This window comes from Salinicola acroporae (assembly GCF_003206615.1).
In the GTDB taxonomy this organism is placed as follows: Bacteria; Pseudomonadota; Gammaproteobacteria; order Pseudomonadales; family Halomonadaceae; genus Salinicola; species Salinicola acroporae.
Genome location: NZ_PZJW01000005.1, coordinates 239,749 through 262,066 on the forward strand (window position 1 = coordinate 239,749; position 22,318 = coordinate 262,066).

Sequence of the window (22,318 nt, forward strand, 5' to 3'; positions counted from 1 at the left end):
GCGATGGCTTCAGATCAAGGGAGAGAGTTCATGTTTGAAGGCGGGTTGTTGATCATCGTGGCGCTGCTCTACGTGGCCACGCTGTTCGCGATTGCCTGGCGAGGAGATCGCCATGCCAGGCGGCATGGCCCTGCCAGCCGCCGGCCGATCGTCTATAGTCTGGCGCTGGCCGTCTACTGTACCTCCTGGACCTTCTATGGCAGCGTGGGGCAGGCCGCGACTTCCGGCTGGTCGTTCGCCAGCATCTTCGTCGGTCCGGTGCTCGCCTTCCTGCTGTTCTGGCCGGTAATCACCAAGATGATCCGCGTCGCCAAGCGCCAGAACGTCACCTCGATCGCCGACTTCATCGCGTCCCGCTACGGCAAGTCGCAGTCACTGGCGGCGTTCGCCAGCCTGATCGCGCTGATCGGCACCCTGCCGTACATCGCACTGCAGCTGAAGGCGGTCTCCACCGCGTTCCGGGTCATGACCAGCGACGGCCACGCGGTGAAAGCACCGATCGTCGACGACACCGCCTTCTACATCACCATCTTCATGGCGGCGTTCGCGATTCTCTTCGGCACCCGGGATACCAACGCCACCGAGCACCACGAAGGGCTGATCCAGGCCATCGCCTTCGAATCGGTGGTCAAGCTACTGGTCTTTCTGGTCTTGGGTGCCTATGTCACCTGGGGCATGTTCGACGGACTCGGCGAGCTGCTGACGCGCGCCGACACCTACCTGAAACTGCAGCAGCAGTTGACCGAGCAGAACTTCGATACCAGCTTCTGGACCCAGACATTGCTGGCGATGCTGGCGGTCTTCTGCCTGCCTCGCCAGTTTCACATCACGGTGGTCGAGAACACCCATACCGACGATGCCAAGCGGGCGCGCTGGCTCTTTCCGATCTACCTGATCGCCATCGGTTTCTTCGTCCTGCCTCTGGCCGCGGCGGGACTCTCGCTGTTCGCCGGCGAGGACCTGGCCCCGGACAGCTATGTGCTCGCCCTGCCGATCGTCGCCGACCAGCCGTGGCTGGCGATGATGACCTTCGTCGGCGGCCTCTCGGCGGCGACCGGCATGGTGATCATGGCGGTCGTCTCCAACGCCATCATGATCTCCAACGAGATCCTGCTGCCAGCGCTGTTCCGGCTGCGCTGGTTCGAAAAGAAGCCGCGCGACTATGGCCGTCTGGTGCTGCGCGCTCGACGCCTCACCATCGTCGTCATTCTCGCCCTGGCCTATCTCTTCTACCAGCTGGTCGCCGAATACAGCTCGCTGGCCGCCACCGGCCTGCTCTCCCTTGCCGCCATCGCGCAGTTCGCACCCGCGGTACTGGGCGGGCTCTACTGGAAGCGCGGCAATCGCCTGGGCGTGGTGACCGGTCTCAATGTCGGTTTCGCCATCTGGGCCTATACCCTGCTGATGCCAGCGCTGATCCAGGCCGGGTTGCTACCGGAAGCGTGGCTGGTGGGCGGGCCGCTGGGGGTGGAATGGCTTTCGCCGCTGCACCTGTTCGGACTCAACGTCACCGACAGTTTCGCCCACGGCGCCATGCTGTCGCTGGGCTTCAATCTGTTCTTCTACATCTTCATCTCGCAGTTGACGCCCCAGCGGGTGGTCGAGCGCATCCAGGCCTCGCTGTTCGTCGACAGCATCGAGACCCGCCAGACCACGGTCAACCGTCCCTGGACTGGGGCGACCACCATGGGCGACCTCAAGGTGCTGTGCGAACGGTTCCTGGGCAAGTCGCAGGTCGAGCGGGCCTTCGAAGACTACGCCCGGCGCAACGCCAAGCCGGTGGACAACAACACCCGGGCCTCGATCGACGTCATTCAGTTCACCGAGCGCCTGCTGGCGTCGGTGCTCGGCGCCTCGTCGTCGCGAATCGTGGTCAACTCGGCGCTCCAGGGCCGTGGCATCGGCATCTCCGACGTCATCTCGATCGTCGACGAGGCGTCCCAGGTGCTGGAGTTCAACCGCGCCCTGCTCCAGGCCACCATCGAGAACATCAACCAGGGCATCGGGGTGGTCGACCAGAACCTCAACCTGGTGGTTTGGAACCAGCGCTATCTGGAGATCTTCCGTTTCCCGGACAACCTGATCCGGGTCGGCACGCCGATGGAAAAAGTGTTCCGCTACAACGCCCACAATGGCGAATACGGCCCGGGCGATCCGGAGGAGCACGTCGAACAACTGATCGACAACATCCGCAGCGGCCAGCCCCACCGCTACGAGCGCTACCGCCCCGACGGTTCGGTGCTAGAGGTCCTGGGCAACCCGATGCCCGGGGGCGGGTTCGTCTACACCTATCAGGACATCACCCAGCAGAAGCGCACCGAGGAAGCGCTGATCCGCTCGGAGAGCAACATCCGCATCTACACCGACAACGTGCCGGCACTGATCGCCTACTTCGACAAGGAGTGCCGCTATCTCTTCACCAACCGCGCTTACGAAGCGGCCATGGGGATCGACCGCAACGCCGTGATCGGGGAGCGAGCGGACAACGTGCTGCCGGCCCAGACGGCACGGCAGCGCACGCCGTGGATGAAACGCGCCCTGGGCGGCGAGCGGGTCACTTTCGAGATATCGCTCGACGATGGCGACGGCGGCGTCCGCTACATGCTGGTGACCTACACACCTCATTTCGGCGAAGGCGGCCGCATTCTGGGCTTCTTCGCCCTCTACCAGGACATCACCGAGCGCCGCCTGGCCGAGATCGCCCTGCGCGAGACCAACGAGAACCTGGAGGAGCGCGTGCGCGAGCGTACCCAGGCGCTGTCCGAGGCCAACGCGGCGCTACGCCAGGAGAACCGGGTCCGCGCCGAGGCCGAACAGGCGCTGCGCCAGGCCAAGCAGACCGCCGAGGATGCCAACGCTTCCAAGACCCGCTTCCTCGCCGCCGCCAGTCACGACCTGCTGCAGCCGCTGAACGCCGCTAGGCTGTTCACCTCGGCGCTCGGCCAGCAGATCGATCAACCCGACCACAGCCGGACCATTGGTCATATCGACAACTCCCTGCAGGCCGCCGAGGAGCTGCTGGGCACGCTGCTCGATATCTCCAAGCTCGATGCCGGCGCACTCACCCCGCGTCGCAGCCAGTTCCCGCTGGCCGACATCCTGAGGCCGTTGCGTGCCGAATTCGAGGTCATGGCGGACGATCGCGGCCTCGATCTCGACATGGTCTCCACCAGCCTGTGGGTCGACAGCGACGCCCAGATGCTGCGCCGTATCGTCCAGAACTTTCTCTCCAACGCCCTGCGTTACACTCAGCACGGCCGCGTCCTGCTGGGCTGCCGACGCCATGCCGAACGTGTGTTGATCGAGGTCTGGGACACCGGGCCCGGGATTCCGGAGTCCAAGCTGAGCGAGATCTTCCAGGAGTTCCGGCGACTCGACCAGGCCTCCCGTCACAAGGAGAGCGAGCGTGGACTGGGACTCGGACTGTCGATCGCCGAACGCATGAGCCGGGTGCTGGATCATCCGATCCTGGTCCGCTCCCGGGTCGACATGGGCACCGTCTTCTCGGTCTCCGTGCCGCTGGTGGCCGACCGCCGCGGCGCCGCCACCCCGGAGGAGAAGGCGCCTGGCAGGCGTGCCAGCAACAAGCTGGTGGGCACTCGTATCCTCTGTATCGACAACGAACGCCTGATCCTCGAGGGCATGAAGGCGATGCTGGAAGGCTGGGAGTGCGAGGTCTATACCGCCACGTCCATCGGCGGCGCCAAGTCGGCGATCCGCAATATGGGCGGCGACCCGGATGCGATCCTGGCGGACTATCATCTCGACAACGAAGTCACCGGCATGATGGCGCTGGAAGCGCTGGAAGAGCTCTGCGAACAAGCCGTGCCGGGAATCGTCATCACCGCCGACCGCACCGAGGAGGTCGCCGAGGAGATCAAGCGGGGCGGCTACCAGATCCTGCTCAAGCCGGTACGCCCGGCCGCCCTGCGCGCGCTGATGACGCGTACGCTGCAGGCGAGCCGAGCGGCGAGGCTATCTGGAGATGAGGAGTAGTCGGTGTTGGCGAGGCGACCTCGCCCATGGCATCCGCGTGGGTTTGGCAATAATCCATAGACAATGATTTCGCCAACTCATTGTCGAGAGAAGACACATCCACTGCCGGGACTTTACCTCCCTCGTGCACGTTAATGCGAGGGGGAACCCCCGCCTCCCCTTTTTGACGCCACAAGCTTGCGAACCCCTGATCACTTGGGCCACGCTCGGGCCGGCGCAAAAGGGCATCCTGCCCAATGCGCCTCTTGCGACATCCATGTCGCAAGCCCCGGCGCGTGGCCCAAGCGCCCAGCGCCAGCTTGGAAGGCGTCACGAGGTGGCTCATTTCTGATCAGGGACCACCTGCAGCTTTTTCAAAATCGAGCGGCGGCAAAAACGAAGCCCCGCCAACCTCTCGGTTGGCGGGGCTCGTCGTTCATGCCCGCGGTAGGGCTTCGCGATAGAGCTTCGCGCGCTTACTCGTCGAGGAACGAGCGCAGCGGCTCGGAGCGCGACGGGTGACGCAGCTTGCGCAGCGCCTTGGCTTCGATCTGGCGAATTCGCTCGCGGGTGACATCGAACTGCTTGCCGACCTCCTCGAGGGTGTGGTCGGTGTTCATGTCGATGCCGAAGCGCATGCGCAGCACCTTGGCTTCCCTCGCGGTCAGGCCGCCCAGCACGTTGCGGGTGGCTTCGATCAGACCTTCGCCGGTAGCCGAGTCGATCGGCAGCACCATGGTGCTGTCCTCGATGAAGTCGCCGAGATGCGAATCCTCGTCGTCGCCGATCGGCGTCTCCATGGAGATCGGTTCCTTGGCGATCTTAAGCACCTTGCGAACCTTGTCCTCCGGCATCTCGAGGCGCTCGCCCAGCTCTTCCGGCGTCGGCTCGCGGCCCATCTCCTGCAGCATCTGGCGCGACACGCGGTTGAGCTTGTTGATCGTCTCGATCATGTGCACCGGAATACGGATAGTGCGCGCCTGGTCGGCGATCGAGCGGGTGATCGCCTGGCGAATCCACCAGGTGGCGTAGGTCGAGAACTTGTAGCCACGACGATACTCGAACTTGTCCACCGCCTTCATCAGGCCGATGTTGCCCTCCTGGATCAGGTCCAGGAACTGCAGGCCGCGGTTGGTGTACTTCTTGGCGATCGAGATGACCAGGCGCAGGTTGGCCTCGACCATCTCCTTCTTGGCCCGACGTGCCTTGGCTTCGCCGATGGAAAGGCGGCGATTGACCTCCTTCAGTTGGCCCACGCTAAGCAGCACCATCTCCTGCTCGAAGCTGATCTTGCGCTGAGCCCGTTGCACGTCGCCACGGAAGGGCTCGAGACGTTCGGCGTACTTGCCGTGCTTGGCGAGAAACTCATCGAACCAGCTACCCGAGGCCTCGTTACCCAGAAAGGAGCTGATGAACGTCTTGCGCGGCACTTTGCCCTGCTTGACGAACACCTGCATGATCGCCTTTTCCTGGCCACGAATCTGGTCGACGCTGATCCGGACCTGGCCGACCAGGCGTTCGAAGTGCTTGGGCGAGAGCTTGATCGGCGAGAACAGCTCGGCCAGACGCGCCTGTTCGGCGTTGGCTTCGCTGGAGCCCCGCCCGTGCTTCTCGATGGCCGCCTTGGCGGATTCGTTCTGCTCGCGAATCTGCTCGAAGCGCACCCGCGCTTCCTCGGGGTCGGGACCGCCTTCGCTGGAGTTATCGTCTTCTTCGCTGTCTTCGTCGTCGTCTTCATCGTCGTCGCCGCTAATATCGGCTTCGACTTCTTCGGGCATCTCGACCTCGGCAACGCCGGGGATGCCTTCGTCGGGATCGATGAAACCGGAGAACAAGTCCGATAGCCGTCCCGGCGCTTCCTCGTCCTGGGTCTGATCGTAGACACCGAGGATGGAATCCACCGCCCCGGGCAGATAGGCCAGCGAAGACATCACCTCGCGCAGGCCTTCCTCGATGCGCTTGGCGATCTCGATTTCACCTTCGCGGGTCAGCAGCTCCACCGTTCCCATCTCGCGCATGTACATGCGCACCGGGTCGGTGGTACGCCCGACATCGCTTTCGACCGCTGCCAACGCCGCCACGGCCTCTTCCGCCGCCGATTCGTCGGTGGAATCGTCGGACATCATCAGCGTGTCTTCGTCAGGCGCCTCCTCGACGACATTGATCCCCATGTCATTGATCATGGAGATAATGTCTTCCACCTGATCGGGATCAGCGATATCTTCGGGGAGATGATCGTTCACTTCGGCGTAAGTCAGGAAACCCTGCTCCTTGCCGCGTGCGATCAACTCCTTCAAACGTGACTGCTGTGCATTTCCAGCCATAGAAACCCTACTCGACGAAGAAGAATGAAGCACCTGGGGTGACAGCGCGACGCCCCAAAAGCCGGCTAGTATAGCGCGCCCCCGCTTTTTGCTGCCAGCTTCTATTACCTTGTCTACCAGGTGTGCTAGTGTGTTTGGTTACCTATTTGGTGGCGATCGCCGCCAATTCAACCTCTCCAACCGGGTTATCGGTTGACAACCTCACCGATCGACCACTTCACGCTTCCCTGCCGGTAGTCTCGATCTTTATTTCGGATGCGCCGACCCACCTACGCTGACACCGGTGAGCCCACGCGGCTCACGACCCCTCGGCCAACTTGCCGATCAGCTCCCGCAACCGCTGTTTCTCATCCGAACTCAGCGCTCCCGGCCGACGACTCTTCTCCAGCAGTTGCTGGTACTCCTCGACCGGCGTCAACCTGGCGCTCTCTCGCTCGAGATGGCGAACCCAATTGTCCAGCTCGCTGGCCCGCACGTCACGGGGGATCGCGAGCTCTCGGCGAACCAGCTGATCGAGCCGCTCTCCGTCCGGACTGCCATGAAAATGCGCCAGCAGCACTTGAGGACTGCGGTAACGCCCGGCGCGCAACAATTGCACCACCTCGCGGCACAATCGCCCATCAGGCACCTCGGCGGGGCACCAATCGAGCGATTCCGGCAAGCCGTCGACCAATCCTGGATCGTGCAACAGCAGATGCAATATCCGAGCCGGAATGGTCAGGGAAAGCGTAGCAGTTCCTGCGCGAGTTGCCGGGAGCCCGCGCCGACTTGCTCGATTATTCCCATTATCGACCGCCGCCCCCGGGTCTGAAGCGGCTTCGACGTCGCCATCCGCCGTCATCATCAGCGCCTCATAGCCGTCGGCATCTGCCGTCGCGCCCTGACGCGGCGCTGGCACGGCATGACTGGCGAACCAGTCGGCGAACTGCGACTGCTCGATCCCGCTGCGCGTCGACAGCTCCTTCACCAGCAACGACTTGAGGACTCCCTCGGGCAGATGCTTGAGCATCTCCAGCACGGCCGTGACGAAACGCTCTCGGCCCTCGACCTGCTTCAGGTCGCGCCCTTCCGCCGCCTGCTCGAACAGGAACTCCGATAGCGGACTGGCGCAGGTAATGCGGTTCTCGAACGCTGCCTGGCCCTCCTGACGCACCAGCGTGTCGGGGTCCTCCCCTTCCGGAAGGAACAGGAAGCGGACCTGACGACCGTCGATCATCGAAGGCAGCGCCGTCTGCAACGAGCGACGCGCCGCCTGGCGGCCGGCATTATCGCCGTCGAAGCAGAACACCACTTCGTCCACCAGCCGGAACAGCCGCTGCAGGTGATCGGCGGTCAGCGCCGTGCCCAGGGTAGCGCAGGCATTGCGAATGCCGAACTGCGCCAGCGCCACCACATCCATGTAGCCCTCGACCACCAGTACCCGCGCAAGCTGTCGGTTGGCCTGACGCGCCTCGAACAACCCGTAGAGTTCGCGCCCCTTGTGGAAGACCGGCGTCTCCGGGGAGTTGAGGTACTTGGGCTTAGCGTCACCAAGCACCCGCCCGCCAAAAGCGATGGTGCGTCCTTTCCAGTCCCGGATCGGAAACATCACGCGATCGCGAAAACGGTCGTAGGTGCGCCCGGTCTCCTCGCGGTGCACCAGCAGCCCGTACTCGACCTGAACCGCCTCGCCAATGCCCTGCTCGAGCAGGTATCGCTTGAGCGATTCCCATTCATCCTCGGCGTAGCCGATGCCGAAGTCCCGGATGACCTCCTGACTCAAGCCTCGTCGCTCGAGGTACTCCCGCGCTTGACGCCCCCCCCCCAAGGCGAGCCGCTCACGAAAGAAGCGGGCCGCCAGTTCCAGCAGGTTGACGCCTTCCTCACGCTTCTGCTGACGCTGGCGGGCACCCGGGTCCTCGCCACCTTCCCGCTCGACCTGCATCCCGGCACGCGACGCGAGCTGCTCGACCGCTTCGGGGAAACGCAGGTTGTCGAACTCCATCAGGAAACGCAGCGCGTTGCCGTGAGCACTACACCCGAAGCAGTGATAGAACTGCTTGTCCTGGCTTACCGTGAACGACGGTGAATTTTCCTGGTGAAACGGGCAGAGGCCACTGTGGTTGCGCCCACTTTTCTTGAGCTGCACCCGCTCGGAGATCACATCGACGATATCGGTGCGCGCCAACAGGTCATCGATGAAGCGCTGGGAGATCTGTCCGGCCATGTCGTCAAGGCGCTCTGGAGAATCGGACGGGAGGCTGGGGAGGTTCCGTGCTGCCTGACCATGAAGGTAGACCAGCCGGGGAACGCTGCCCATGTGCCGACATCAGTGAAGGCGGCGGGGTAAAAACAAACGGCCACCTTGACGGCGGCCGTTTGATCGTCCCTCTGGAGTGACCGAGGTCACCGCAGTACGGATCAATACAAGCGTTCGAAACGCTTACGCTCACGCTGCAACTTCTTGGCGTGACGCTTCACGGCAGCCGCAGCTTTGCGCTTGCGAACCGCAGTGGGCTTTTCGTAAGTTTCGCGACGGCGGACTTCGGATAGAACTCCGGCTTTCTCGCAGGAGCGTTTGAAGCGACGCAGCGCGACGTCGAACGGCTCGTTATCACGTACTTTAACAGCGGGCATGAAGCACTCACCTACCTTGGGAATTGAGTTCGGTTTGAACGCACGCCCGAGAAGACGATCCGTGCGGTTTCAGACGGCGCTACGAGGGATGATTCACTCCCTCGCCGATCGTCTGCAACGCCACATACCTGATCTTCAGGGCGCACGACCCAGTCCTGCAGAGCAGAGCATTCTAGTCCTGCCCATGAACCAATGCAAATACCTTTTCGACGGCGTAAACTAGCGCGCCTTCCGCTTCAGCATTTCCTTCAACGACTCCGACGGATGATTCGACCATGCGCGTGCTGGGTATCGAAACTTCGTGCGACGAAACCGGCGTCGCGCTCTATGACACCGACGCCGGGCTGCTGGCCGATGCGCTCTACAGCCAGGTAGCCCTGCACGCCGAATTCGGTGGTGTCGTACCGGAGCTGGCCTCCCGCGACCACACCCGCAAGCTGCTGCCACTGATCGATCAGGTACTGGCCGACGCGCAGCTGACCAAGCAGGACCTGGACGCGATCGCCTATACCGCCGGGCCCGGACTGGTCGGCGCGCTGATGGTCGGCGCCTGCACCGCTCACGGCATGGCGCGCGCGCTCGACATTCCGGTGCTCGGCGTGCATCACATGGAAGGCCACCTGCTGGCACCGATGCTGGAAGAGACAGCCCCCGCGTTTCCGTTCGTCGCGCTGCTGGTCTCCGGGGGTCACACCCAACTGGTCGACGTGCGCGGCCTGGGCGACTATCGCTTGCTGGGCGAATCCGTCGACGACGCCGCCGGCGAAGCCTTCGACAAGGTCGCCAAGATGCTCGAGCTACCCTATCCCGGCGGCCCGCAGGTCGCCGCACTAGCAGAGCGGGGCCGCAGCGAACGCTTTCGCTTCCCCCGCCCGATGACCGATCGGCCGGGGCTCGACTTCAGTTTTTCCGGGCTCAAGACCCACACCTTGACCGCGCTGCGTCAGCTACGCGAGCAGGACGCCCTCGACAACCAGGCCCGGGCCGATGTCGCCCGAGCCTTCGAGGATGCCGTCGTCGACACCTTGATCATCAAGTGCCGGCGCGCCCTCAAGGAGAGTGGCCGGGAGAGGCTGGTCGTCGCCGGAGGGGTCAGCGCCAACCGGCGCCTGCGCGAGACGCTCGACATCGCGCTGACCAGGCTGGGGGCCAGGGCATTCTATCCGCGCGGACGCTTCTGCACCGACAACGGCGCCATGATCGCCTACGCCGGTGCGCAGCGGCTGATCGCCGGCCAGCGCAGCGACGCGATACAGCCGAGGCCACGCTGGCCGCTGGCGGAGCTGACGCCTCCCCGGCGCTAATCCCGGTCATCGCCCTCGCGCCGGTCACGCAGGGCGTCTTCTTCATCGAAAGGATCGGCCAGCGCCGGCTCGTGCGCCTCGCGGCGCCGCTCCCGCCACAGCCGAATGTTCCAGGCGTGGCGTGCCAGCACCAGCAGCGAGAACACGCAGATGACGCCCGTCATCGGCGGCACCAGCCAGTAGCTGAGCAGCGGTGCCAGCAGCGCCGATGCCAATGACGCCACGGCTGCCGTGCGCACTCGCCAGGCGAGCAGGAACCAGCAGAGCGCACAGACCAACGCCACCGGCGTCGCCAGCATCAACAGTACGCCAAACGCGCTGGCCACAGCCTTGCCACCTCGTCCCCGATGCCAGACCGGGCAGCTATGCCCGACCAGCACGCTCAACCCCACCAGTCCCTGGGCCCAGACCGAGAGCGACAGCGCACCCGCCAGCCACAGCACCGGCATTCCCTTGACCGCATCGATGACCAGCGTCACCAGCGCCGGACGCCAGCCGAAGGCCCGCAGGACATTGGAGAATCCCGGATTGCCCGAGCCTGCCCAGCGCGGATCGCGCAGCCCCCAGGCCCGGCAGACCCAGATCGCGCCGAGCAGCGAACCACTGAGATAGCCAGCCGCCATCAGCAGGCCGGTGACAACGATCGGTGGCAAGACGTCATTCCCCTTGACCGCGCGGCGCGGACATCATCGAGAGCCCTGATTCTGCCACTCTCATCGCGTACAATCGACGCCACCCTGGACGGCGGTCCGCCTAGACCAGCCGCCCGCACGATGAACGCTGACGGACATCAGCGCTGACGAGGAGGTCGCGTGGATCAGGTATTGATCGAAGGCTTGAGCCTGGAGACGGTGATCGGCGTCTACGACTGGGAACGCAAGGTGCGCCAACGCCTCGAGCTGGATCTGGAGCTGCGCACCGACATTCGCCCGGCGGCCCGTGCCGACGATCTCTCCCGGACGCTCGACTATGCCGCCATCTGCCAGCGCCTCTCCGACTACGCCGACGCCAACGCCCATGGCCTGGTCGAGACGTTTGCGGAGCGCGTCGCGGCGCTGCTGCTCGACGAGTTCGGCATCCGTCACCTGCGCCTGACCGTTCGCAAGCCGGGAGCGGTGGCCGCGGCACGCGCCGTGGGCGTGCGCATCGAGCGCAGCGTCGACTGATGCCGCTGGTCGCTCTCGGGCTAGGCAGCAACATCCGGCGCCAGCACCATCTGAGCCGGGCGCTGGAGGCACTGAAATCGCTGGCCGCACCTCACCCGCTGCAGCTCTCCCGGGTCTTCGAAAGCCCGGCGGTCGGCTTCGACGACGCGCGCCCGTTCTACAACATGGTAGTGGCCTTCGAGACCGAACTCTCCCCGGCGACGATCGACCGTCATTGCAAGGCGATCGAACGGGACAACGGCCGACCGGCCGGCCCAGCCAAGTTCGTCGCCCGCACCCTGGACATCGACCTGCTGCTGTGGGGCGACAGCGTCACGTGCGACGGCACCCGGCGGCTACCGCGGGAAGACATCGACCGCTATGCTTTCGTGCTCCATCCGCTGGCGGAGCTGCTGCCGGCGCACCGGCATCCGGTCAGTGGCGTCACGTTCGCCGCGCTGTGGGCGTCCTTCGACGCCACTCACCAGCCCCACCGGCCGATCGACTTCGCCTGGGGCAAGCGACGGATATCCCGAAGCGACGAGACCTGATGTCGAAGCCGCTCACTACCGCGCCCCGAACCCGGCGCATCGGGGCAGGAAGTCCGGAGCCGGAAGTTCGAAGAGCAGTGACATGTGCGGCAATATCCACAATCTTTGCCGATTGCCTGAACCGTCACTGCCATGCGTTGCGCCACACTTAGGAACCGTCGCCATTCGTGAAAAAGCCTGCCCCTATGCCTCCATCGCTCAGCAGTCGACGTGACTGGCCGCGGCTGTCACGCCTGAGCTTCAAGCTGTTCGCCATCATCCTGGTCACCAATGTACTGATCAGCGGCCTGGTATTCGTGTTCGTCTCGAGAAGTCTGGACGAGGGATTCGTCAACTACCTGGAACGCAGCCAGTCGACACGGGCCGAAACGCTAGCCAACGCGCTGGGGGAGCAGTGGACGCAGCGCGGCAGCTGGCAGTGGCTGCGCGACAATCCCCGCGCCTGGCAGAGCCTGGTCCGCAGCCAGCTATGGTCGAGCGACCGCCACCCCCCGACCGGGATCGATCGGCAACTTTCCGACGCCCGCGGCTATGTGCTGCTCGACGAGTTGAGCAACCCCGTCATCGGTGAACCCCTGCTCAAGCCGCCACCCCAGGACCTCGATCTGGACATCCCGCCGCCGCCGGAGCCGCACTTCGTTCCCATCCGCAGCGGCGACAAGCTGGTGGGGCAACTCGGCTATCTCCCGCCGGAACGCCTCATGGCGCGCATGGACCAGATATTTCTCGAGCGCCAGCAGCGCAATCTCACGATCATCGTCGGCTCGCTGTTTCTGACCTCGCTATTGCTGGCGGGCGGGCTGGCCTGGTGGTTGGGGCGCCGTGCCCGGTTCATGACGCTGGCCACCCGGCGCCTGACCCTGGGCGACTACAGCGTGCGCCTGTCCGAACGCGGCCGCGACGAATTGTCGAGCCTCTCCGCGGATTTCAACCAACTGGCCGAGACGCTCGAGGCCAACCGCCGCGCCAGGCAGCGCTGGGTCGCGGATATCGCTCATGAACTGCGCACGCCGCTGGCGGTGCTGCGGGGCGAGATCGAGGCCATGCAGGATGGCGTGCGGCCGCTGTCGCCGGACAACCTGGGATCGCTGCAACAGGAGGTCGACCAGCTTGGGCATCTGGTCGAGGATCTGCGGCTGCTCGCCCAGAGCGACGCTGGCGCACTGGACATGCATCTGGTTCCGGTGGATCTCGAGGAGTCGCTGGTCCAGCGGCTCGAGGATAGCGAGTTGCGGTTGGAGAGCCACGGCCTGACCCTTCGGCTCGATACCGTCCCCGTCTGGGTGCGCGCCGACAGCCAGCGCCTGCGCCAGCTATGGGACAACCTGCTCTCCAACACCATTGCCTATACCGACGGCCCCGGCACGTTGCGCGTCACCCTGCGACAACGTCACGACCAGGCAGAGGTAGTCTGGGAGGATACGCCGCCGGGAGTGCCGGCCGACGAACTGCCTCGCCTGACCGAGCGGCTATATCGGGTCGAGGGCTCACGTAACCGACGCAGCGGCGGCAGCGGGCTGGGTCTCTCCATCGCCCGGGCGCTGATCGAAGCCCAGGGTGGAGTACTGACACCCTCCGCTTCGCCACTAGGCGGGTTGCGATGGACGCTGGCATTTCCGCTGGACCTGCCCGCCAAATCCTCCGCCGAGCCCTGCCTTCCCGCCGGGGAGCCGGCCAGTAGCAGCGGCAGCCATACCAATCGATAGGGAGCCGGTTTGATGAATGACACCATTCTGATCGTCGAGGATGAACCCAAGATCGCCCGCCTGGTCGCCGATTATCTGTCGAAGAGCGGCTATGCCTCCGACCACATCGACCACGGTAACGCCGTCATGGAGTGGCTGGAGGAGAACCAGCCGATGCTGGTGCTGCTCGATCTAATGCTGCCCGGTACCGATGGCCTCACCCTGTGCCGCCAGATTCGCGAGCGATTTCCCGCCATCCCTGTGATCATGCTGACCGCACGGGTCGAAGAAGTGGATCGGTTGCTGGGGCTCGAACTGGGCGCCGACGACTATATCTGCAAACCTTTCAGCCCCCGGGAAGTCGTGGCGCGCGTCAAGGCCGTACTGCGACGCAGCCACGGCATCACCGGCACAGACGAAGCGACCCCTGAAGGGGATCACCTGACCCTGGACGAGGATGGCTGGCGTGCCATGGCGGGAAGCGAGGACCTCAACCTGACCGCCGTCGAGTTCCAGTTGCTCAAGGTGATGATGCACAGCCCGGGCCGAATATTCTCCCGCGACCAGTTGATGGACCACATGTATCGCGACCACCGCATCGTCTCGGAGCGCACCGTCGACAGCCACGTCAAGAAACTGCGCCGCAAGATCGCCGACGTCTGGCCCGAGCGGGACATCATCCGCTCTGTCTACGGGGTCGGCTACAAGTACCAGCCGGAGGAGTGAGGCCGGCGACCGGCCTGGGAAGCGAGGCCCCCCTTCCCCTGCGGTAGCGGTGGTTGCCGGGTGGTGCCCCAGGGCCTGTTCACGCGATACGCCGCGAGCCGCGTTGCTGCGTCAATGCATTCAGGCAAGGCGCGGGGCCCCGGCAAGGGGGGTTCCTCACCCAGCCACGCCACGAAGCCTGGGCGTATTGGACGCGCAACCCGAAGTGTCGGGCCGTTTTTTCGCGAGGCATCGTGCTGAGCCAGGCGCTTGGCGCCACTAAAACCCCAGGGTCGCGCCTGGACTCACGAAACAACGGGCTCCGTCACGACCGTGTGGATAATGTGAACAGGCCTTGGAGGGAAGCGCTCTTCAGGAAGTCACCGGCGTCTCTCGCCGAGAAGAACACCAGTGTTACCGCGAGGCTGGGCAGAGCGGGTAGCCGCTCGCGCATCACCGCCGCCACGATGCTGGCGGCGGCGGCGGCCGGATAGCCGTAGATGCCCGTCGAGATGGCCGGGAACGCCAGCCGCTCGAATCGATGCTCGGCGGCAAGGCGCAAGGCGTTGCGATAGCAGCCGGCCAGCAGTTCGGAACGATCTTCCGACTTGGCGAATACCGGCCCAACCGTATGGATGACGTGACGCGCCGGCAGTTTGAAACCCGGCGTCATCACCACTTCACCGACGGGCAAGCCGTCCGGCCAGGTCGTGCGTCGCAGCTCCCGACACGCCTCGAGCAGTTGCGGGCCTGCCGCGCGATGAATCGCCCCATCGACGCCACCACCACCCTGCAGGCTCTTGTTGGCGGCATTGACGATGGCATCGCCCTCGAACCGGGTGATATCACCCTCGGCAACGGTCAGGCGATCGCCCTGCCAGTGAATCTTCATTGCACACCTCGGCGGGTCGCGGTCGGGTCATCGGCACGAAGACGGAGGCCGACAGCGACGGGCCGTCGCCAGCGGTCTTGATCCCCCGTCGTTACCAATCTTGTCTCCACCCAATGTAGGACGCGATGCCGATGCTCGCGAACCGGAGCCGTGTCAGGTCAGGAGGCCTGGCGACTCACCCCGGCGACATCGGGCGACGCCGGTGCGACCGGCACCGTCTCCGCCTCGCCACGCTTGAGCAGTGCGTAACCGACCCCGGTGATCACCGAGCCGGCGGCAATGGCCAGCAGGTAGAGCAGCGCCAGATTGACCGCATTCGGGATCAGCAGCACGAACAGACCACCATGCGGTGCCATCAGCTTGACGCCGAACCACATCGAAAGCGCCCCGGTCACCGCACCGCCGAGCATCGAGATCGGAATCACCCGCAACGGATCCTTGGCGGCAAAGGGGATCGCCCCCTCGCTGATGAAGCACAGGCCCAGCACGAACGACGCCTTGCCCGCTTCACGCTCGGCCTGGGCGAACCGGCTGCGCCGCAGGAACGTGGCCAGCCCCATGCCGATGGGCGGCACCATGCCCGCGGCCATGATCGCCGCCATCGGCATGTAGGTCTCGGTCGACAGCAGCCCCACGCCAAAGGTATAGGCCGCCTTGTTGACCGGCCCACCAAGATCGAAGCACATCATCGCGCCGAGCAGCACGCCCAGCAGGACCGCGTTGGTCGAGCCCATGTTGTTGAGGAAGGTCGTCAATGTCGACAGCAGCGCCGCCACCGGGGTGCCGACCACGTAGATCATGACCAGCCCGGTGAACAAGCTCGCCAGCAGCGGGATGATCAGGATCGGCTTCAACGACTCCACGCTGGCCGGCAGCTTGACGTAGCGCGTCACCGCCTTGGCCGAGTAGCCGGCCAGGAAGCCCGCGAGGATCCCGCCGATGAACCCGGCGCCCAGGGTGGAGGCCAGCATCCCGCCGATCATTCCCGGTGCGATGCCCGGACGGTCGGCGATGGAGTAGGCGATGTAGCCGGCCAGCACCGGCACCATCAAGGCGAAGGCGGTACCACCGCCGATCTGCATCAGCGCCGCCGCCAGCGTCCCTTCCTGCTCGTAGGCCTTGATCCCGAACACGAACGAGAGCGCGATGCAGAGCCCGCCCGCCACCACCATCGGCAGCATGAACGAGACACCGGTCAGCAGGTGCTTGTAAAACCCGCGCTCCTTCGCACTCTTACGCTCGCCGCCAGCCCTTTTTTCACTGCCGGCCGACTCTATCTGCGCCTCTGCGAGGGCCTGCTGGATCGTCTGCTGCGGCTGCTTGAGGGCGCTGCCGGTGGAGGTGCGGTAAATCGGCTTGCCAGCGAAGCGAGCATCGTCGACCTCGATGTCACAGGCCAGCAGCACGATATCCGCCGCCTCGATATCGGCTTCACCGATCGGGTTCTGGGCGCCTACGGATCCCTGGGTCTCGACATGGATCCGGTGGCCCAGCGCCCGGCCGGCCTGTTCGAGGGCCTCGGCGGCCATGAAAGTATGCGCGACCCCGGTGGGACAGGCTGTCACCGCGACGATCCGTCTGGCCCGGGAAGGGTCTGGCTCGGCCACCGCCGGGGCATTGGCGAGTTCGTCGGCGGGGTCGAACGCCGTCGCCTCGCGGGCGGCACGCTCGAGAAACGCCTCGGGATCGGGCAGCGCCTGCTGGACCGGTGCACGATAGAGCCGCTTGCCGACGAAGCGGGACGGTTCCGGCACCCGCTCGGCGGCCACCACGACCAGATCTGCCTCGGCGATCGCCTGGGCCGATACCGGCGCTACCGGCTCGAGCTCGCCGTGCATCTCGACCTGGGGTTGCCAGCCGCGACGCCGCGCGGCCTGCTCCAGACGCCTCGCGGCCAGAAAGGTCGTCGCCATGCCGCTGGGGCAGGCCGTAATCAGAATGACGTTCATGCGTTCACCGTTCATGCCCCCTCCTGACGTGCGTCGCCGCAGCGAGTGACACGCGTCTGTTGCAGTAATTGCTGGAAATCCTCGACGTGCGGGTTACCGACGCCAACATGGCGGACCGCTTCGGCCGCCAGCGCCGTTGCCTGGCGCAGGGCGTCCTGCGGTGCCTGATCCGCGATCACCCCATGCAGCAAGGCGGCCAGCAGCGTGTCGCCGGCCCCCACCGTACTCTTAACGTCGACGCTGGGCGGGGTCGCCCGCCATTCGCCGCGGCGACTGACCCACAGCGTACCCGCTGCGCCGAGCGACAGTATCGACTCCTCGATGCCGGCCGCATGCAGCCGCCGGGCCGCATCGAGCTGTGAGGCCGGTTCGTCCAGCGAACCGCCGGCCCACTCGGCCAGCTCCTGCTCGTTGGGCTTGGCTGCGTGAGGCGCCACCGCCAGTGCCGCCGTCAGCGCCGGCCCGCTGGTATCGACCCAGATCGGGATACCGCTCGCCTTGAGCGTTTCGACCAGCCTCGCCAGTGCCGCGGGAGACACGCCCGGAGGCAGGCTGCCGGTCACCACCACCGCCGACGGCGCCGAAGTCTCGCAGCATGCGACCAACGCAGCGGTGAGTTCGGCCAGTGCGGCCTCGGAGACCTCGAGCCCCGGGCCGTTGACGTCGGTCACCCGGCCGTCGTCCTCGGCCAGCTTGGCGTTGATCCGGGTCTCGCCGGGCAGGCGCAGGCTGGCATCCTCGATACCATCGCGCCGGCAGGCCTGGACGAATGCGGTATCGTTGTCCGCACCCAGGAAACCCGACAGCGTCACCCGATGGCCCAGCGACACCAGCACCTGGGCCACGTTGAGGCCCTTGCCGGCCGCCGCCAGATGCGACGACCGCGTGCGATTGACCGACCCCGGCTCGAGTCGCGGCAATTGGATCGACAGATCCATCGCCGGATTGAGCGTCACCACCAGCACATGCGCCATCAGAGTGTCTCCAGCGCATCGCGCACGGCCTGGCTAGTGGCCTGGGCCAGCGCCGTCTCGGCGTGCAGTCGCGCCGTAGCCTGGGTGATACCGCGCAGCCGCGCCTTGACCATCGGCACCTGGCGCACCGACACCGACAGCTCATCGACCCCCAAGCCGACCAGCACCGGTACGGCGGCGGCATCCGACCCCAGCTCGCCGCAGACGCCGACCCACTTGCCCTCGGCGTGAGCGGCCTCCACGGTCATCTGGATCAGCCGCAATACCGCCGGATGCAAGCCATCCGCCTGGGAAGAGAGCTCAGGGTGGCCACGATCGATCGCCAGGGTGTACTGGGTCAGGTCGTTGGTGCCGATGGAGAAGAAGTCGACCTCCGCCGCCAGGCTCGGTGCCAGCAGTGCCGCCGAAGGGATCTCGATCATCACCCCGACCTGGACGTCGCCGGCGCCGATCTCCGCCTGCAGGCGGTCGACGATCGCCCTGGCCTGGCAGTACTCGTCGACATCCTTGACCATCGGAAACATGATTCGCAGCGGACGATCGCCAGCGGCGGTCAGCAGTGCTCGCAGTTGGGTCTCGAGCACGTCGGGGCGGGTCAGCGCCAGCCGGATGCCGCGCAGACCGAGGAACGGGTTGTCCTCCGCCGCTACCGGCCAGTAGGGCAGCGGCTTGTCGCCGCCGACGTCCAGTGTGCGCGCCACCAGCGGACGGCCATCGAGGGCATCGAAGGCGCGTCGGTACTCGCCGATCTGGGTCTCCAGGTCCGGCGCCTCCGGATGCGCCATGAACAGGAATTCGGTGCGCAGCAGCCCGACACCCTCGGCACCCTGCTCGACGGCGTCCGCGGCGTGGGCGGTGTTGCCCAGGTTGGCGGCAACCTCGACACGCCGGCCATCCGCCGTGCGGCCCTCCTCGAACCGCGAGCCGTGGGCCTCGCGGCGCAGCCGCTCCAGCTCCTTGAGCCGTAGTTCGGCGCGATCGCGGCGCTCCGCGCTGGGCCGCACGATCACCCGACCGAGGTCGCCGTCGAGGATCAGTTCATCGTCGTTGGCGAGCGTCAGGGCCCGCGGACCGGCACCCACCACCGCCGGAATACCCAGCGCCCGCGCCAGGATCGCGCTATGGGACGTGGCGCCGCCACGGGCGGTCAGCAATCCCCGCACCTGGGTGGTATCGAGACGCGCCACGTCGGAGGGCCCGATGTCGTCGGTGACCAGAATGTAGGGGCGCGACGGCGGGGCTGGCATCTTCACGCCGCACAGCACGCCGAGCACCCGGCGACCCACGTCGCGAAGATCCGCTGCCCGTTCGGCCAGCAGACGGTCCGCCAGCACCTCCTGGGCCCGGGCGGCGGTATCGATCGCCTGCCACCAGGCGGCTTCGGCACTCAAGCCATCGCGCATGCCCTCGAAAGCCGCTTCGTGCAGTTCCGGGTCATCGAGCATCTCGGCATGCATCGAGAGAATCTCGGCCACGTCGCCACCCTTGGCGGTGCCGATCAGCGCGCGCAGCTGTTCACGCGCCTCGCTCAGGCTGGCACGCAAGCGCTCTCGCTGGCGTTCGGCATCTCCTTGCCGCTCCGGCGCCAGATCGCGAGCCCGCTCGGGGTAATCGAAACTGGGCGAGCGCATCACGAAGACCGGCGCGATCGCCAGGCCCGGCGAGGCAGCAGTGGCCGGCAACGCGGTGTCGTCGGTGATCGGCTCCTGCGCGGCCTCGGCCGTTCGCGCCGCGGTCTCGTCTCGAGACGCGTGATCAGCGAGGCCGCTGTCCGCCAGCGGGCGCACCGATTCACCGAGCCCGGCCTTGACGGCGGCAACCATCGCCGCCAGCGCCGCCTGGGCCCCCTCCCCCTCGGCGGAGAAGATCAGCGTCTGACCGCGTCGGGCACCGAGCCCGATGACCTTGGTCAGGCTGGCGGCGGAAACCGTCTCCGCCGCGCCCTCCATCAAGCGTACCCGGACCGGCAGCGACTGTTCGCGGGCCGCCTGGACCAGCAACTTGGCTGGCCTCGCATGCAGGCCATGTGCATTGAGCAGCGTCGCCCGAGCGGTCTCGGCATGGTTCGACTCGCCGGACAACCGCGCCAGGACGTGGTCCGCGTCGGCATCGATCAGCGCCTCGCCTTCGCCGCTGTCCAGCAGATCCGCCAGCCGCTCCAGCAGCGTCCGGTGAACATCGCCTTGCGCCGCCACGCAGAAAACACCATTGACCACCCCTTTCGGACCGCTGAACGACCGCTCCGGCGTCGCCAGCCCCAGCGCCGGTTGGCTGACCCCGAGGGAAGCGCTCACCAGCCATAGCCCCTGGCCGAGAGCGACCGGCTCCTGCTCGGTGATCGCAGCGACGAAGCGCGCATCGACACACTCCGCCTGACGCAGCCGCGCCGCCGCCGCCAACGCCAGCTCGAAGCGATCCCGCGCCGGGAAGCCCAGGCACAGCGTACCGGCGTCCAGGCGTGCCTTGACCGGCGATCTGGCGAGAAGTGCGACCATCGCTTCGGCGCTGTCGGCGTTGGCGATACGATCGGCGACCCCCTCGTCGTCGAGGACGTGAGTCAGATGGCGCAGCACGTCGAGATGCTCGTCGCTGGCGGCGGCGATCGCCACCAGCAGGAATACCCGACTGCCGTCGTGCCAGGTCACCCCGGCCGGGAACTGCAACAGGCGGACACCGGTTCGGTGGATCTGCCCGCGGCTCTCGGGGGTACCGTGGGGAATGGCGATACCGCTGCCGAGGAAGGTCGAGCCCTGCGCCTCGCGGGCATGCAGGGCATCGCGATAGCCGGCTTCGACCAGACCGGCCTCGTGCAACGAGGCGGCAGCCTGATCCAGCGCCTCCTGCCAACTGTCGGCGTGGCAATCGAGCGCCGCGTCTTGCGGCTGGAGGGTCAACATAACGATCTCTCCGAGTGGGTCGTTCGATGCACGATTCGTGGCCCGTCCAGCGCCGCCGGGGTCGGCCGGACGAAATGGCCAAGCGCCCTAGCTGAATCGTGTCACCTCAATGAGGCCAATGCTCTCCGCTGGCGACCGGTTTGGCAAGCTAGACCTTCGCCTCACGCCACGGCCGGCACCATAGCCGCCGAAATCAGACTGGGCCGGCAGGGCCCGACGCGGTATCGTTCAGACCGTGAAAAATGCGCCGCCCCCTCCCACGAGCCTTGCAGGAGCCTTGCATGAAGCTTGCCGATATCGCCCGACTGGCCGGCGTCTCCCGCACGACCGCCAGCTATGTCCTCAACGGCCAGGCCAAAGCAAGACGCATCAGCGATGCCACGGTGACACGGGTGCTGGCCATCGCCAATGCCCACGACTATCGAATCGATGCCCAGGCGGCCGCACTGCGGGGAGGCGACAGCCGCACCCTCGGCCTGATCGTGCCGGACCTGGAGAACGGCAGCTATGCACGGCTGGCCAAACGTCTCGAGCATGGCGCGCGCCGTCAGGGCTATCAGTTGCTGATCGCCGGTTCCGACGATGACCCGCAGAGCGAGCGCGAAGTCGCCAGATCCCTGCGTGCCCAGCGCTGCGACGTGCTGTTGGTCGCCAGCAGCCTGAGCCCCCGGGACCCGTTCTACGTCGAACTGTTGGCCCAGGGTCTGCCGGTCATCGCCATCGACCGACCGCTGGATCCCGAGCGTTTCGTCAACATCGTGACCAACGGTCGTGCCGCCGGCGAGATGCTGACCCGGTCGGTGCTGGCCGACGACGTGACCGACGTGGTGTGGCTGGACGCCGTCCCGGATCTCTCGATCAGCACCGAGCGGCGGCACGGGTTTCTGGACGCCCTGGCCAGCGAGCCCCGCTGCCGTCCCTACTGCTTCAGCGGCGAGCGCTACGACCGCGATAGCGGGGCCCGGCTGATGCAACGATTGCTGGATGACGACGGCTTGCCGGACGCCATCGTCACCGCCTCCTACACCCTGATGGAGGGCCTGCTCGACGTGCTGCTCGCGGACGGTGCGCCACCGGCCAACCTGCGCTTGGCCACCTTCGGAGACGATCGACTGCTCGACTTCCTGCCCTGCAAGGTGAACTCGCTGCCACAGGACCACGACCGGGTCGCCGAACAGGCGCTGGCGAGAGCCCTGCAGGCGGCCCGCGGCAACTACACGCCAGGGTTGGACGTAATCGACAGGACGCTCAAGCGACGGCGCTGAGCGCGATGTGATGGATCCTCTCCGGGCACGTGGCCG

The 22,318-nt window shown here is 66.0% G+C and carries 15 protein-coding genes; 7 read left to right on the plus strand and 8 right to left on the minus strand.

What is annotated here, in order from left to right; genetic code table 11:
• Nucleotides 1-30: 30 nt before the first annotated feature.
• Nucleotides 31-3,996 carry a hybrid sensor histidine kinase/response regulator gene (locus DOM54_RS09220; RefSeq protein ID WP_110716045.1) on the plus strand — a complete coding sequence of 1,322 codons (3,966 nt, stop codon included), beginning with the start codon at nucleotides 31-33 and terminating at the stop codon, nucleotides 3,994-3,996.
• Between the two features lie 455 nt (nucleotides 3,997-4,451).
• Here the strand turns inward: DOM54_RS09220 and rpoD are convergent, their stop codons facing one another.
• From rpoD to rpsU, 3 genes are all read right to left on the minus strand, one after another.
• Entirely contained in the window at nucleotides 4,452-6,299 is a 1,848-nt protein-coding gene (gene rpoD, locus DOM54_RS09225; protein WP_110716046.1) for an RNA polymerase sigma factor RpoD, read from the minus strand.
• A 298-nt stretch (nucleotides 6,300-6,597) separates the two neighbouring features.
• Nucleotides 6,598-8,505 (minus strand): DNA primase, encoded by a 1,908-nt coding sequence (gene dnaG / locus DOM54_RS09230; RefSeq protein ID WP_110716047.1) that lies wholly within the window; start codon nucleotides 8,503-8,505, stop codon nucleotides 6,598-6,600.
• Between the two features lie 194 nt (nucleotides 8,506-8,699).
• A complete protein-coding gene (gene rpsU, locus DOM54_RS09235; protein WP_075560838.1) occupies nucleotides 8,700-8,915 on the minus strand; it encodes a 30S ribosomal protein S21 in 216 nt (71 codons plus the stop codon).
• 275 nt (nucleotides 8,916-9,190) lie between these two features.
• Between rpsU and tsaD the strand changes: the two genes are divergently transcribed.
• Entirely contained in the window at nucleotides 9,191-10,219 is a 1,029-nt protein-coding gene (gene tsaD / locus DOM54_RS09240) for a tRNA (adenosine(37)-N6)-threonylcarbamoyltransferase complex transferase subunit TsaD (protein ID WP_110716048.1), read from the plus strand.
• Here tsaD and DOM54_RS09245 read toward each other — a convergent pair.
• Nucleotides 10,216-10,842, minus strand: a complete 627-nt coding sequence (locus DOM54_RS09245; protein WP_110709817.1) for a glycerol-3-phosphate acyltransferase — start codon at nucleotides 10,840-10,842, stop codon at nucleotides 10,216-10,218. The two genes, tsaD and DOM54_RS09245, sit on opposite strands and share 4 nt — an antisense overlap.
• A gap of 189 nt (nucleotides 10,843-11,031) precedes the next feature.
• Between DOM54_RS09245 and folB the strand changes: the two genes are divergently transcribed.
• The 4 genes from folB (at nucleotide 11,032) to DOM54_RS09265 (ending at nucleotide 14,326) form a co-directional block, all read left to right on the plus strand.
• Nucleotides 11,032-11,385: a dihydroneopterin aldolase gene (gene folB, locus DOM54_RS09250; RefSeq protein ID WP_110716049.1), complete on the plus strand. Its 354-nt coding sequence runs from the start codon at nucleotides 11,032-11,034 to the stop codon at nucleotides 11,383-11,385.
• Nucleotides 11,385-11,915, plus strand: coding sequence for a 2-amino-4-hydroxy-6-hydroxymethyldihydropteridine diphosphokinase (gene folK, locus DOM54_RS09255; protein ID WP_110716050.1), 531 nt, complete (start codon nucleotides 11,385-11,387; stop codon nucleotides 11,913-11,915). Before folB ends, folK begins: the two co-directional genes overlap by 1 nt.
• Nucleotides 11,916-12,100: 185 nt before the next feature.
• Nucleotides 12,101-13,621, plus strand: coding sequence for an ATP-binding protein (locus tag DOM54_RS09260; protein ID WP_110716051.1), 1,521 nt, complete (start codon nucleotides 12,101-12,103; stop codon nucleotides 13,619-13,621).
• 12 nt (nucleotides 13,622-13,633) lie between these two features.
• On the plus strand, nucleotides 13,634-14,326 hold the full coding sequence (locus DOM54_RS09265; protein WP_110716052.1) for a response regulator: 693 nt from the start codon (nucleotides 13,634-13,636) through the stop codon (nucleotides 14,324-14,326).
• Between the two features lie 304 nt (nucleotides 14,327-14,630).
• Here DOM54_RS09265 and DOM54_RS09270 read toward each other — a convergent pair whose 3' ends face one another.
• The 4 genes from DOM54_RS09270 to ptsP form a co-directional block, all read right to left on the minus strand.
• Entirely contained in the window at nucleotides 14,631-15,197 is a 567-nt protein-coding gene (locus DOM54_RS09270; RefSeq protein ID WP_110716053.1) for an O-acetyl-ADP-ribose deacetylase, read from the minus strand.
• 158 nt (nucleotides 15,198-15,355) lie between these two features.
• Nucleotides 15,356-17,146, minus strand: coding sequence for a PTS fructose-like transporter subunit IIB (locus DOM54_RS09275; protein ID WP_110716091.1), 1,791 nt, complete (start codon nucleotides 17,144-17,146; stop codon nucleotides 15,356-15,358).
• Between the two features lie 11 nt (nucleotides 17,147-17,157).
• A complete protein-coding gene (pfkB, locus tag DOM54_RS09280) occupies nucleotides 17,158-18,120 on the minus strand; it encodes a 1-phosphofructokinase (RefSeq protein ID WP_110716054.1) in 963 nt (320 codons plus the stop codon).
• Complete coding sequence (gene ptsP / locus DOM54_RS09285; protein WP_110716055.1) at nucleotides 18,120-21,017, minus strand: phosphoenolpyruvate--protein phosphotransferase; 2,898 nt, start codon at nucleotides 21,015-21,017, stop codon at nucleotides 18,120-18,122. Before ptsP ends, pfkB begins: the two co-directional genes overlap by 1 nt.
• Before the next feature lie 281 nt (nucleotides 21,018-21,298).
• Between ptsP and cra the strand changes: the two genes are divergently transcribed.
• The gene (cra, locus tag DOM54_RS09290; protein ID WP_110716056.1) at nucleotides 21,299-22,282 is read left to right on the plus strand and encodes a catabolite repressor/activator; all 984 of its coding nucleotides are present in this window, start codon (nucleotides 21,299-21,301) and stop codon (nucleotides 22,280-22,282) included.
• Nucleotides 22,283-22,318: the final 36 nt, after the last annotated feature.